This is a genomic window from Bacteroides xylanisolvens XB1A, from assembly GCF_000210075.1.
GTDB classification, from domain to species: Bacteria; Bacteroidota; Bacteroidia; order Bacteroidales; family Bacteroidaceae; genus Bacteroides; species Bacteroides xylanisolvens.
The window spans coordinates 328,749-342,603 of record NC_021017.1 but is presented as its reverse complement, the minus strand read 5'-3'; the positions used below and the strand labels follow the sequence as shown (position 1 = coordinate 342,603).

Sequence of the window (13,855 nt, the reverse complement as noted above, 5' to 3'; positions counted from 1 at the left end):
AGAGTAGTTTGTCCTGAACAACAGAATGATATAATAAAATTATTAATATTATTCCTATCCAACACGGACCGTATTCCTTGAACTTGACAAGGCATACAAGTCACTATAATACCATTTTTAATACTCGATATATTCTCCTTTAAAAAAGAGAATATATCGATATCTTGATAAACACTACCACAGATATTTATTTCATTAAAGTCATATATCAATTTTGGAATATAGCCGCACTTTTCTTTATCATAAACAAAAGTCATAGAGGTATCATATTCAGACGTTGAAAGGAGATATTTAATGATAGATGTTCCTATACCGCCCGAAGATGCTTTATAACGAATCAGGTCATCTGTTGAATATCCGATATAATAAGCTAATGCTTTATTTATATTAGAATTTTCTCTCATATCTCTTATTAAATTTATTCTTGATATATGTTATAAAAAACGTGCGTTCATCCTTAGAAATTCCACTGAAAAATATAATGATACATGTAGCTACCAATGACACTAAGGAAAGTATTATAAAACGTTCTAATCCTTGCGTCATGAAACTAATTATAATATATGGAGATATCAATGAAGACATAGAAACCAATATAACCCTTACTATAACATCCTTAAAAAATATTCGTATAGACAATCCTATAATCCTATGTAGCATTATTAAACGAACAACAAGGCAAAGAATAGAAATAAAAATAGTTGCATAATAACAATATGCTGGCTCAAATCCCATTTTAAAAAGACCATATGAAAGCGGAAATGCCATCAAAGCTAATCCTCCCACAATTATTTGGTAATTCCGTATGTTGCCAGTGGCTAACATTGCAGTAAATAAAGTATTTGAGAGAGATTGACATAACATATATATCAAAGATAACTGTACAAAAATAACTGTATATTTTGGTGTATTTTTCAGCCAACATGCAAGGATATATTCTGTTTCGAAAAGAATGGGTATTACCATAATCAACAAAAGATAAAAAGAATAACGCGAACCAGTCATCACAAGTGTCATCATATATTCTCTATTTCCAGATGCATAAGATTTTGTTATTTGCGGATTAAGTGCCATAACAAAATTGCTTACAAACTGATTTAAAGCATTATCAACTTGTGTCGTAATTCCTCTAGCCGCATTAACTGCTACACCAAAGAATATATTTAAAAGAATATTAATTCCATAGTTAGTCAAAACGACCGATGAGGACCCAATTATATTCCAGCCAGAGAATCCCAAAATTTGTTTATAATAAAAACGTTCTTTTACTAATTTGAATTTACATTCAATAAAATTTTTCGAACAATATACCCCATAAACCATACGAATAGCTAAAGAAACCAGCAACATTAAAGCTCCATATATTATCAACTTATCAAAAGTGGATAATATCAATAGATAAACGATGAGTAATTTCAGAATAGACTCTATTAAAGTGATATAAGCAAAAGCAGCCATCCGTTCATGTGCAATTATAGTTGAATTATATGGGATGCTAATAATATTAACAACAAATGTTATTAATGAAAACTGAAACACCCAGTTAGCAGCCGTTAATCTTGATATAGGGATATTCATTTGATTATTCAAAAAATATACACCTACGCTCTCTGCAAGTACGATTATTACGAGTGCTATAATTATATGTATTAATACAGCTGTTGAGAAAATCTCCTGACTATGATTTTCATCTTTTTTTCCTAATTCATATGTAATGAAGCGTTGTGTAGACGATGTTAATGTAGCACTAATTAAAGCGAACATTCCAACAAATCCACCTACAACATTATAAATTCCAAAATCATTTATACCTAAAACTTCTAAAAATCACACGTGAAGTATACAAACTTATGGCCATTGTAATAAATGTCCGAATATAAAGAAGTAATGTATTCTTCGCTATACGTTTAGAATTATTTTGTGTAATATTTTCAGTCAAAATAGAAATTTACCCGTTAATTATTAATGTTTATAGAAAACTTTAATAATTCATTTTACCAATATAAAAATGCTCTTATTAAAGAGATTTATCATCTCTGCCATTATCTTTTTGATAATCACCAGTTGTCACATTATCCATCCAGTTCTGATTATCCAAATACCATCTAACAGTTTTCTCTATCCCTTCTTCAAACTGCAAACTTGGCTCCCAACCTAATTCATTCTTCAATTTATTCGAATCGATTGCATAACGTAAATCATGTCCTTTACGATCTGTAACATAAGTAATCAAATGATCTGAAGTACCCTCGGAATTACCTAACAAACGATCAACAGTCTTTATGATAACTTTTATAAGATCAATATTCGTCCATTCATTAAAACCACCAATATTATAGGTATCAGCCGTGTTTCCGTTATGAAAAATCAAATCTATCGCCCTAGCATGGTCAACAACATATAACCAGTCTCTTACATTTTCCCCCTTACCATACACCGGCAAGGGTTTGCCCTGACGGATATTATTTATAAATAATGGGATCAATTTCTCCGGAAATTGATAAGGACCATAATTATTGGAGCAGTTTGTTACAATGGTAGGCATACCATAAGTATCATGAAAAGCCCTCACAAAATGATCACTACCTGCCTTGCTAGCTGAATAAGGACTATGGGGCTGGTATTTAGTCTCCTCCGTAAAGAATGTACCATCGAATTCCAAAGCACCATAAACCTCATCTGTAGAAATATGATAAAAACGCTTATCTTCATAACATTCAGGAAGTATCTCCCAAGTCAGTTTTGCAGCTTGGAGCAGAGAGAGAGTCCCCATCACATTCGTTTGAGCAAATGTTAACGGATCTTTTATACTACGATCTACATGACTTTCAGCAGCCAGATGAATAACTCCATCAATATGATACTGCTTGAAGATTTCTAGCATTTTCTCAAAGTCACAGATGTCGGCCTTTACAAAGGTATAATTAGGCTGATCTTCGACATCTTTCAGGTTGGCTAGATTACCGGCATAAGTCAGTTTATCCAGATTGATTATATGATATTCAGGATATTTATTGACGAACAAACGTACAACGTGCGATCCAATGAAGCCTGCTCCACCTGTAATCAGTATATTTCGTGCAAAATTCATGTCTATTTTAATAATCTAATTGTTGTTTCAATTCATTTATACATTTCTGCAGAGAGTCTTTCCAATAAGGAACAGTGATTCCAAAAGTAAATTTCACCTTTGTTTTATCAAGTACAGAAAAATGAGGACGCTTTACCTTACTGGGAAATTCATCGCTGTGACAAGGTTGAATATTACACACATTACCACTCAAGTCACAGATTTCCCTCGCAAAGTCATACCATGAACATACGCCTTCATTACTGAAATGGTAGATACCCTCTTTATAGAGTTGATTCTCCTCAATCACTTGATAGATAACAGATGCCAAGTCTCCGGCATAAGTGGGAGTACCAATCTGATCAAAGACTACTTTCAGGGTATCTTTATCAGATGTGAGCTGTCGCATCGTTTTTACGAAATTCTTCCCATAAGGGGAATAAAGCCAAGCGGTACGAAAGATAAGATAATGACAGCCGGTTTCCTGTATGCTATGCTCACCAGCCAGCTTCGTTTTACCATACACACCCAAAGGATTAGTTTCCCAATCTTCCCGACAAGGGACATTTCTGTCTCCCTGAAAAACATAATCAGTAGAGACATGTATTAAGGTAGCATCAGTTTCTTTAGCTACAACAGCCAGATTCTCCACTGCCTTATTATTCAATAAATCAGCAGTCGCGAAATCGTCTTCCGCCTTGTCTACATTGGTATAGGCAGCACAATTAACGATGACATGAATTTGGTTGTCATTGACCATTTTACGGATAGAATCACGACTGGTTATATCCAACTCTGCCACATCGGTAAAAATATAATGGTTGGAGCTGGTTGATGACACACGGCGCATCTCATTACCAAGCTGACCATTAGCTCCTGTTACTAGAATATTCATTGAGCTTAATACAGATTTTCGTTATAATCAAATAACCAGCTGGCTTCTTCCAGACGTTCGTGATGTTTGTCCTTCTCGGAAAGGATTATTTTATCAGCAGGAACCTTCCAGTCAATTTTCAACGCGGGATCATCCCAAGCCAAAGCACCTTCACATTGGGGAGCATAGAAGTTGTCACATTTATACTGAAAAATAACCTCTTCTGTCAAAACAACAAAGCCATGGGCAAATCCACGCGGAATAAAGAACTGACGGTGGTTTTCTTCAGTCAATTCCACTGCTACATGCTCTCCAAATGTTGGTGAGCCTTTACGGATATCGACAGCCACATCAAGGACAGAGCCTTTAATGACACGTACCAGTTTACTCTGGGCATAAGGTGGTTTCTGAAAATGAAGACCACGTAAAACACCATAGCTGGATTTACTTTCATTATCCTGGACAAAATCTACCTTACGGACCTTTTCTGTAAATTCACGTTGAGAGAAGGATTCGAAAAAGTAACCACGGTCATCTTTAAAAAGGCGAGGTTCAATGATGACAACACCCTCTATAGCAGTTTTGATTATTTCCACTGTGATTAGTGTTTATTAGTTATTTAAATTACCGGAAAGGAATATGGCATTATTCCAGTCCCAGTTCATTTATCACTTTTAAAAGGTACTGGCCATATTGGTTCTTTAGCATGGGCTTGGCCAGCTCACGCATTTTATCCGCTGTTATCCAGCCATGACGCAGGGCAATACCTTCAAGACACGCTACTTTCAATCCCTGACGCTTTTCAATCACTTCAATAAAAGTACTGGCTTCGGAAAGAGAATCGTGCGTGCCGGTGTCAAGCCAGGCAAAACCACGGCCTAACAGTTGAACCTTTAATTGGTGGTCATTGAGAAATTCCTGATTAACAGTAGTGATTTCTAACTCTCCACGGGGAGAAGGTTGTATATGTTTGGCTACATCCACCACTTTATTGGGGTAGAAATAGAGTCCCACTACAGCATAATTGGATTTTGGATTTTCTGGTTTTTCATCAATACTCAAAACATTTCCATCCTTATCAAAATCAGCAACTCCATAACGTTCGGGATCAGCAACCCAATAACCGAATACGGTTGCTTTCTGCTCCTCCTCTACTGTACGAACAGCTTCCTGTAACATACGGGTAAAGCTTTGACCATAGAAAATATTATCACCTAATACCAGGCAGACGGAATCATTCCCGATGAAGTCTTCACCGATAATAAAGGCTTGTGCCAGACCGTCCGGAGAAGGTTGTTCGGCATATTCAAACCGTACTCCGTAGTCGGAGCCATCACCCAAAAGACGCTTGAAGCCCGGAAGATCATAAGGAGTGGAAATAATCAGGATCTCACGGATTCCAGCCAACATAAGGACTGAAATCGGATAATAAATCATAGGCTTGTCAAAGACAGGAAGCAACTGCTTACTCACTCCTTTGGTGATAGGATACAGACGAGTGCCTGAACCACCAGCTAAAACGATTCCTTTCATAAAAGCTTATTTCAATTTTAGAAAATAAGTAAACTGTTTTGAGATGGACACAAAGTAGCTTTTATTCTGTGTCTATTTAAATGGTTCCACATACCCAACCGGCATATCCGCACAAGCACACCCCAGCATATTCAACCGGACAGCAATCTTACTTCTACCATCTACCGTAACAAGTTCTCCTACAAGACCAGTCAAGGGACCTTTAATGACACGCACTTTCTCACCACGTGCCAAAGGAGCACTATTCATACAAATTGCCTCTTCGGAATAGTCGAGCATAAAACGGAAACGAGCCATTTGTTCATCAGGAATGATAGTTGGACTGCTCTCACCACGCATTACCATATACCGACTAACTGTAGAAAAGGAAAGAACCTCTTTACGTTCTTTGGGATCAGCGTGTACAAAAACCATCATAGGAAGCAATACGGATTCAACCACTTTACGGCGGTCACTCCATTGATGTACTTCTTGCTGGACTGGTACAAAATTTTCAATCCCCATTTTATCTAAACGCTCGGCTACTTTCTTTTCATGATGCATACGGACCAGAGCGACATACCAGCGTTTAGAGTGTGCTACGCCTTCCCCTGTCCCAATACTAGGCCCAGCACTTAAAGTTTCTTTCGTTAGAATCATACTTTTTTACCCCTTACTTTTCCGTTACTTCTTAGGTAACGGATAAGGTACTCATTCACAGAAAAACAGATGAAAGCAGAAAAACATGGACAGGAACTGCCTACAAAGATGTTTTTCTAACCTACGCGAAGGGAAAAGCATCTTTGGAAACAGAGTACAGGAATTTCAGGCATGATCAAACAGAATCATCATGTCCTGATATATTTTTGTTGCATATTTCAACAATTCAGAAAAAAAAGAAGATTTTACTTGTTTACTATTTGTATTTTTGCATATCTTTGCACCGAATAATTATCCGTTACCTAAGAAGTAACGGAAACATTTCGCCCTTGATTTCTAACACTTTATCGTTAACTATCAACCTAAACGATAGTTTCTAATGTAAGATAAATTCCCTTTATTTACCTCTGTACGTTCTTTGAGTTCAAAACCTTTTAAATAGATTTGTGTCGTTTTTATAGATTTATGCCCCAATGATTCACTGATCATTTCAATTGGCACTCCACGATACTTCGCTGTCGTTGCCCAAGAATGGCGCAGTGTATAAGAAGAAACCGGAGATTTCAACCGTAAAACTCTCGCCAAATCTTTCAAACGATTATTAAAATTCCGAAGAGCAGACTGATATTCACGGTATGCCCTTTCATCTTTCCGTTTTTTGTTACTGCAAAGTATATCAAACAGATAGTCCGGACAATCGGGAATGGGTTCCTGATTACTCCGGAGTTGATTTATCATTCCCCTGGCGGTATCCAATACTTCTACGCTCATAGGAGTTTTCGTCTTGATTCGATTATAGCGCAACACGCTCTGATCTAAAGCTGATTTTTCCAAATGTGCCAAATCAGCAAATGACATTCCACAAAACTGAAACATCAGGGCGGCAATAATTTGTGTACGACGTAAACGTTCCGATTTGGGATCTTCATACAAAAGCTTATGTAATTCACCGGCAGACAAAGCTTTCTTTTGCCGGACATCCACACCTGTATAGACATCATGAAACAATCGAGGAACATAAGGGGCACTCCCCGCTTCCACTCCCCGATTGTAAATACTACGAAGCATACGCATATACGTAGAAATCGTATTGGGCTTCAAACCACACTCATAAAGATACTGACCATAACGTCGTAAACGTTCCTTGGTAACTTGCTTGAACGACACATTCAATGTACCACAATACCTCCCGAAAGAATAAAGGGCGTTCTTATAAACGTGCGCCGTAGAATAACGCCCTTCCTTTCGTAAACGATTGATGTAGTTCTCACCACATCGACTAAATCCATTTTTATTCATCATTTGCATCACTAGTTATTTTATATATATACTATTTGGCAAGCGACAAAAGAACAAATCTTTTTGCAGGTTCAATTTCACTTTCCAGATATTATTTTCAAATTAACATTCATTAATATTGCAGAAATTAACTAATTATGAGAAGCGAAAAATCTAAAAAAGGAAGTAAAAACAACAAAGCAAAAAGAAATGTTCAAACAGTGGAAAAAGCCCCCGGAAGACAGTCAAAGGAAGAAATCATCAGTGAAGAAGAGCTGGAAAACAGAATAGCAATCAGTGGAGATATCCGCCTTTATCTCACCATGCATTTGAGAATCTTTATTGATGGATATTTCCACCATCCTAAGAAAAAAAAGCTGATAAATCTGGCCCAATATATCTATGACCAAAAAGTATTATACATTCACAAGCATGGCGGCTATAAGTTAATGGAACTTAGCAGTATACATGCTGAATTGGCGGCATTGAAAAAGTCTGTCGAAGAAGAATATATGAAAGAGAAAAAGGAAAAAAGAGAACAGGCTGAAAAGCTTAAAAGCAAGTACTAAGAAAAAATAATGGGACAAGTGAAATATAAGACCTACCTTCGCCGCCGTTTTCAACCGGTCGGAAAACAACAAGAATTTCTCTCAAAAAATAGTGACGGTATGCTGTTGTCATAGCGTCACTATAATGAAAGGATAGTAACGCTATGACAACAGCATACCGTCACTATCCGACAGGGGATATTTATGTTTAAATAAAAACTTAATTTTTCAATCAAAAAACAGAAGAAAATGAGACAAAAGATCAAGAAAGGCAAGTTGGAAGCTTGCAAATTAGTATGGAAAAAACGTATTACTGCCGAAAAGGGGATTTCGGATAAATGTGCGGAGAGAATTGTACAGGAGTGCATTAAACTAATAGAACACATGTTGTATGGAAATGCAATGATAGCTTTTCATAAGCAGGATGGTACGTTCTGCCTGGAAAGAGGAACACTGGTAGGATATGAAAAATTCTTTCATAGAGAATTTAATATCACAGCACAACAAGAGTCTATTATCTATTGGAGTGAAGAACAAAAAGGATGGAGAAGATTCATGATCGGAAACCTGATGGAATGGAAAGCTATTGTATAGTTTATAATAAAAAATACTGAATAATGAATATGATTAATAAAGGGATACCTTACTTCCCGACACCGGCAAACTTTTTTGACGAAGAAGTGATGGAATTATTAGAAGCCAAATTCGGAGTATTAGCTTCTTACATGGTCATGAGATTGCTTTGCAAAATCTATAAAGAGGGATATTACATCTCTTGGGGGAAAGAACAAAATCTAATTTTCGTCCGCAAAGTAGGTGGCGGGATCAAAGAGGACATGATGGAAAAGATTGTCGACCTGTTATTGGAAAAAGGATTTTTCCATAAAGAAACCTACGAGAAACACGGTATACTCACTTCGGAACAGATTCAAAGAGTGTGGTTCGAAGCTACGACACGAAGAAAAATAGATTTCTCACAACTACCTTATTTATTAGAGACCAAACAGAGAAAAAGGATACACAAGGATGAGTTGAACAAGGAAAATGCTAACATTTTTCCAACTCAAGAGGAGGTGAGTTCAGAAAATGCAGACATTTCTCGACAAACTAAACTAAAGGAAACTAAACTAAATACTGAAGAAGAAGAAATAAGCGATGCTTCGTTTGAAATTCCGGGGTATGCATACAATCAGGCCACACACAACATGAACGGACTGATAGACAGTCTGGAACGCCACAAAGTAACTAATTTGAAGGAGAGGCAGACAATTCTCCGGTTATCAGACTATGGCAGGAAAGGCACCCAAGTATGGAAACTACTCTCCAATACGGCCTGGAGCAAAATCGGAGCACCGGGGAAATATATCATTGCAGCACTAGCCAGCGGACGGAAATAAACCGACTGATTAAAAGCTGATAAAAAAGGTACGAAAAATCTGTGCTTTTCACAAATTCTTCGTACCTTTACGCTCCGGTAAAACAAGTTCTATCCACATAAAAGATAACAAAATGGAAAACAGAAGTTTAGTAACCATTGCCGAACATTCTAAAGAAAAAATCCTCTACATGCTCGAAATGGCGAAGCAGTTTGAAATGAACCCCAATCGCCGGTTATTACAAGGAAAGGTAGTAGCAACCCTGTTCTTCGAACCTTCCACCCGTACCCGCTTGAGTTTTGAAACAGCTGCCAACCGTCTCGGTGCACGAGTAATCGGATTCTCTGACCCCAAGGCCACCAGCTCTTCCAAAGGGGAAACACTTAAAGACACGATCATGATGGTGAGTAACTATGCAGATATTATCGTCATGCGACACTATCTCGAAGGAGCTGCACGATATGCCAGCGAAGTAGCCCCGGTGCCCATTGTCAATGCAGGTGATGGAGCTAACCAGCACCCGTCGCAGACGATGCTCGATCTTTACTCTATCTACAAGACGCAAGGAACGCTGGAAAATTTGAATATTTTCCTGGTGGGTGACTTGAAATACGGCCGCACCGTACATTCTTTGCTGATGGCGATGCGACACTTTAATCCGACTTTCCATTTTATCGCTCCCGAAGAATTGAAAATGCCGGAAGAATACAAACTTTACTGCAAAACGCACCAAATAAAATACGTTGAACATACAGACTTTTCCGAAGAGATTATCGCCGACGCCGATATTCTGTATATGACCCGTGTACAACGCGAACGTTTCACCGACCTGATGGAATATGAACGGGTGAAGAATGTATATATTCTCCGTAACAAAATGTTGGAAAACACACGTCCGAACCTGCGTATCCTGCACCCGCTTCCCCGTGTCAACGAAATTGCTTACGATGTGGATGACAACCCGAAAGCATATTATTTCCAACAGGCACAAAACGGTCTGTATGCCCGCGAAGCAATCCTTTGCGATGTATTAGGTATCACATTAGAGGACGTTAAAAACGATATTTTATTATGAGCGAAAATAAACAAGCATTGCAAGTAGCTGCCCTGAAAAACGGAACAGTGATTGACCATATCCCATCTGAAAAGCTCTTCACCGTAGTGCAACTGCTCGGTGTGGAACAAATGACAAGCAATATCACGATCGGATTCAACCTCGACAGCAAGAAGCTGGGTAAAAAAGGAATCATCAAAATTGCAGATAAATTCTTTTGTGACGAAGAGATCAACCGTATTTCGGTAGTAGCACCGCACGTCAAACTGAATATTATCCGCGATTACGAGGTAGTGGAAAAGAAAGAGGTAAAAATGCCGGATGAGCTTCGTGGCATCGTGAAATGTGCCAATCCGAAATGTATTACCAACAATGAACCGATGAGCACCATCTTTCATGTGATAGATAAGGATAATTGCATCGTGAAATGCCATTATTGCGAAAAAGAACAGAGACGTGAAGAGATAACAATCCTCTAACTTCAGCTCACCACAGATTACACGGATTCACACAGATTTTTATTTTATGGGACAATAACATCTATATCTGTGTTAATCTGTGTAATCTGTGGTGAAAAAAATGACAACTATGAAACAGGACTGGAAACCAGGAACGATGATTTATCCGCTGCCGGCTGTACTAGTCAGTTGCGGAAAAGAGGAAAGCGAATATAATATGTTCACAGTAGCATGGACGGGTACGATTTGCACGAACCCGCCCATGTGTTATATATCCGTACGTCCGGAACGCCACTCATACGATATTATCAAAAAGAACATGGAGTTTGTCATCAACCTGACAACCAAAGACATGGCTTTTGCCACCGACTGGTGCGGAGTTCGTTCGGGACGTGATTATCATAAATTCGAAGAGATGAAACTGACACCCGGACAGTGTACGGTGGTCAGTGCACCGCTGATTGAAGAATCACCCCTTTGCATTGAATGTCGTGTAAAAGAAATCATCTCTCTTGGCTCACATGATATGTTTATTGCCGACGTAGTAAATGTGCGTGCCGATGAACGGAACCTGAACCCCGAAACCGGAAAGCTGGAACTGGCGGAAGCTAATCCGCTGGTATATGTGCACGGAGGATATTACAATTTGGGAGAGAAAATCGGTAAGTTCGGTTGGAGTGTAGAAAAGAAAAAATCATAAAAGGAACGATACTGTCATGGATATGCTGCGTAAATTCATTTTTTTAGGTTTATTAGTTGCAGCCGGCAGCCCGGTTGTCGGACAGAATTATAACGCAGACAGAGTAGACCGTCCCAACACAAAAAAATAAATATCGGTATCAAAGCGGGCTTCAACTCTTCCATGTTCATGGTGTCTGAACTGAAAATTAAAGATGTAACTATCGATGAGGTGCAGAATAACTATAAGATTGGTTATTTCGGTGCTCTCTTCATGCGCATCAATATGAAAAAACATTTCATTCAGCCTGAAGTGTCGTATAATGTAAGCAAATGTGAGATTACTTTCGACAAACTCGGTTCCCAGCATCCTGCCATCGAGCCTGATTACGCTTCGGTGCAATCGGTGTTGCACAGTGTCGATTTTCCCGTTCTATATGGATATAACGTAGTGAAAAAAGGACCTTACGGAATGTCTATCTTCGCAGGTCCCAAGCTTCGCTACCTATGGGGAAAGCACAATGAAATCACTTTTAAGAATTTCGACCAAAAGGGTATTCACGAAAAGTTGTATCCGTTCAATGTCAGCGCAGTGATTGGCGTAGGTGTCAACATCTCACGTATCTTCTTCGATTTCCGCTACGAACAAGGTATAGGAAACATCTCCAAGTCTATCATTTATGACAATATCAACTCCGACGGCAGTACGGGTGTGAGCAACATTATTTTCCGTCGCCGTGACAGCGCGTTAAGTTTTTCACTGGGATTCATTCTTTAAGAATAAAATATCATTAAATCCCGCTTTTTACTAACATTTTTCTTACTGTTCCTTCATTCTTTATTTATTTTCATTAACTTTGTGCGCTTAAAATAGGTATCTCGAATTAGAAATTTAATCTTACTTATAAAAGAATGAAAAGAGACGACATCATTTTCGACATCATCGAAAAAGAGCATCAACGTCAGTTGAAAGGAATCGAGCTGATTGCATCAGAAAACTTTGTGAGTGACCAAGTAATGCAGGCAATGGGTTCTTGCCTGACTAACAAGTACGCAGAAGGTTATCCCGGCAAACGTTACTACGGAGGTTGCGAAGTAGTAGACCAAAGCGAACAAATCGCTATCGACCGCCTGAAAGAAATTTTCGGCGCTGAATGGGCAAACGTACAGCCACACTCGGGAGCACAAGCTAATGCTGCTGTTTTCCTTGCTGTTCTGAATCCGGGCGACAAATTCATGGGATTAAATCTGGCACACGGCGGACACCTGTCTCACGGTTCATTAGTGAACACTTCCGGTATCATCTATACTCCTTGCGAATATAACCTGAATCAGGAAACAGGACGCGTTGATTACGACCAGATGGAAGAAGTCGCTCTTCGTGAAAAACCAAAAATGATTATCGGTGGTGGTTCTGCATACTCTCGTGAATGGGATTACAAACGTATGCGTGAAATCGCTGACAAAGTAGGCGCTATCCTGATGATCGACATGGCTCATCCTGCCGGTCTGATCGCTGCCGGAGTGCTCGAAAATCCGGTTAAATATGCACATATCGTCACTTCTACTACACATAAAACACTTCGCGGACCTCGTGGTGGTGTCATCATGATGGGTAAGGATTTCCCCAATCCATGGGGTAAGAAAACTCCGAAAGGTGAGATCAAAATGATGTCTCAATTACTGGATTCTGCCGTTTTCCCGGGTATCCAAGGCGGACCGTTGGAACATGTAATTGCTGCTAAAGCAGTTGCTTTCGGCGAAATCCTGCAACCTGAATTTAAGGAATATGCTAAACAAGTACAGAAAAATGCTGCCGTACTTGCACAGGCTTTGATCGACCGTGGCTTTACCATCGTTTCCGGTGGTACAGACAATCACTCTATGTTGGTCGACCTGCGTAGCAAATATCCTGATCTGACAGGTAAAGTGGCAGAAAAAGCATTGGTTTCTGCTGATATTACCGTTAACAAGAACATGGTTCCGTTCGACAGCCGTTCGGCTTTCCAGACTTCCGGTATCCGTTTGGGTACTCCTGCTATCACAACTCGTGGTGCAAAAGAAGACTTGATGCTCGAAATTGCAGAAATGATCGAGACTGTATTGTCTAACGTAGAAAATGAGGAAGTTATTGCACAAGTACGTGCACGCGTCAATGAGACAATGAAAAAATATCCTCTTTTCGCTTACTAAAACACAATTTTAAAGCTAGTAATTGTAAACTGTTATTAGCTTAATTCCCATTTAAGGTCTGCTCTTTACGAAAGGAGCAGGCCTTTTTTTATTTATTAACGGTCCCGTTCGAACCATCTTTCCGGAATTTCGTTTTTGTTACTATAAAAGAAAT

At 38.8% G+C, this 13,855-nt stretch carries 14 protein-coding genes and 2 pseudogenes; 8 read left to right on the top strand and 8 right to left on the bottom strand.

Annotated elements, in window-relative coordinates; genetic code table 11:
* From BXY_RS01450 to BXY_RS01415, 8 genes and pseudogenes are all read right to left on the bottom strand, one after another.
* Window positions 1-404, bottom strand: a 404-nt coding sequence (locus tag BXY_RS01450) for a coenzyme F420 hydrogenase/dehydrogenase beta subunit N-terminal domain-containing protein (RefSeq protein WP_316927923.1), incomplete at its 3' end; no start/stop codon positions are given.
* Window positions 388-1,939, bottom strand: a pseudogene (locus BXY_RS01445) (oligosaccharide flippase family protein). The gene BXY_RS01450 and the pseudogene BXY_RS01445, both read right to left, overlap by 17 nt.
* 78 nt (window positions 1,940-2,017) lie before the next feature.
* Window positions 2,018-3,091, bottom strand: coding sequence for a dTDP-glucose 4,6-dehydratase (rfbB, locus tag BXY_RS01440; protein WP_015531042.1), 1,074 nt, complete (start codon window positions 3,089-3,091; stop codon window positions 2,018-2,020).
* A gap of 7 nt (window positions 3,092-3,098) precedes the next feature.
* Window positions 3,099-3,965 carry a dTDP-4-dehydrorhamnose reductase gene (gene rfbD / locus BXY_RS01435; RefSeq protein ID WP_015531041.1) on the bottom strand — a complete coding sequence of 289 codons (867 nt, stop codon included), beginning with the start codon at window positions 3,963-3,965 and terminating at the stop codon, window positions 3,099-3,101.
* Window positions 3,966-3,970: 5 nt separating this feature from the next.
* Window positions 3,971-4,540 carry a dTDP-4-dehydrorhamnose 3,5-epimerase gene (gene rfbC / locus BXY_RS01430; RefSeq protein WP_008016688.1) on the bottom strand — a complete coding sequence of 190 codons (570 nt, stop codon included), beginning with the start codon at window positions 4,538-4,540 and terminating at the stop codon, window positions 3,971-3,973.
* Between the two features lie 49 nt (window positions 4,541-4,589).
* Window positions 4,590-5,477, bottom strand: coding sequence for a glucose-1-phosphate thymidylyltransferase RfbA (gene rfbA / locus BXY_RS01425; protein ID WP_004316631.1), 888 nt, complete (start codon window positions 5,475-5,477; stop codon window positions 4,590-4,592).
* A 72-nt stretch (window positions 5,478-5,549) separates the two neighbouring features.
* On the bottom strand, window positions 5,550-6,116 hold the full coding sequence (locus tag BXY_RS01420) for a UpxY family transcription antiterminator (protein ID WP_015531040.1): 567 nt from the start codon (window positions 6,114-6,116) through the stop codon (window positions 5,550-5,552).
* A 357-nt stretch (window positions 6,117-6,473) separates the two neighbouring features.
* Window positions 6,474-7,424 (bottom strand): tyrosine-type DNA invertase cluster 3b, encoded by a 951-nt coding sequence (locus tag BXY_RS01415; RefSeq protein WP_008022559.1) that lies wholly within the window; start codon window positions 7,422-7,424, stop codon window positions 6,474-6,476.
* Between the two features lie 128 nt (window positions 7,425-7,552).
* On the opposite strand from BXY_RS01415, the gene BXY_RS01410 reads away from it, so the two are divergent.
* The 8 genes and pseudogenes from BXY_RS01410 to glyA all read left to right on the top strand — a co-directional run bounded on the left by BXY_RS01410 (window position 7,553) and on the right by glyA (window position 13,701).
* Window positions 7,553-7,963: a DUF4119 family protein gene (locus tag BXY_RS01410; protein WP_004315279.1), complete on the top strand. Its 411-nt coding sequence runs from the start codon at window positions 7,553-7,555 to the stop codon at window positions 7,961-7,963.
* A 228-nt stretch (window positions 7,964-8,191) separates the two neighbouring features.
* Window positions 8,192-8,536 (top strand): SH3 beta-barrel fold-containing protein, encoded by a 345-nt coding sequence (locus tag BXY_RS01405; RefSeq protein ID WP_009039539.1) that lies wholly within the window; start codon window positions 8,192-8,194, stop codon window positions 8,534-8,536.
* A 23-nt stretch (window positions 8,537-8,559) separates the two neighbouring features.
* On the top strand, window positions 8,560-9,339 hold the full coding sequence (locus BXY_RS01400; protein WP_015531039.1) for a DUF4373 domain-containing protein: 780 nt from the start codon (window positions 8,560-8,562) through the stop codon (window positions 9,337-9,339).
* Between the two features lie 112 nt (window positions 9,340-9,451).
* Window positions 9,452-10,393, top strand: a complete 942-nt coding sequence (gene pyrB, locus BXY_RS01395) for an aspartate carbamoyltransferase (RefSeq protein ID WP_009039538.1) — start codon at window positions 9,452-9,454, stop codon at window positions 10,391-10,393.
* Window positions 10,390-10,851: an aspartate carbamoyltransferase regulatory subunit gene (pyrI, locus tag BXY_RS01390; protein WP_009039537.1), complete on the top strand. Its 462-nt coding sequence runs from the start codon at window positions 10,390-10,392 to the stop codon at window positions 10,849-10,851. The genes pyrB and pyrI overlap by 4 nt, the downstream gene beginning before the upstream one ends.
* A gap of 109 nt (window positions 10,852-10,960) precedes the next feature.
* Window positions 10,961-11,530 carry a flavin reductase family protein gene (locus BXY_RS01385; RefSeq protein WP_004303449.1) on the top strand — a complete coding sequence of 190 codons (570 nt, stop codon included), beginning with the start codon at window positions 10,961-10,963 and terminating at the stop codon, window positions 11,528-11,530.
* Window positions 11,531-11,546: 16 nt separating this feature from the next.
* Window positions 11,547-12,286: pseudogene (locus BXY_RS01380) on the top strand (porin family protein).
* A 134-nt stretch (window positions 12,287-12,420) separates the two neighbouring features.
* Complete coding sequence (gene glyA, locus BXY_RS01375; RefSeq protein ID WP_004303451.1) at window positions 12,421-13,701, top strand: serine hydroxymethyltransferase; 1,281 nt, start codon at window positions 12,421-12,423, stop codon at window positions 13,699-13,701.
* Window positions 13,702-13,855 lie beyond the last annotated feature (154 nt).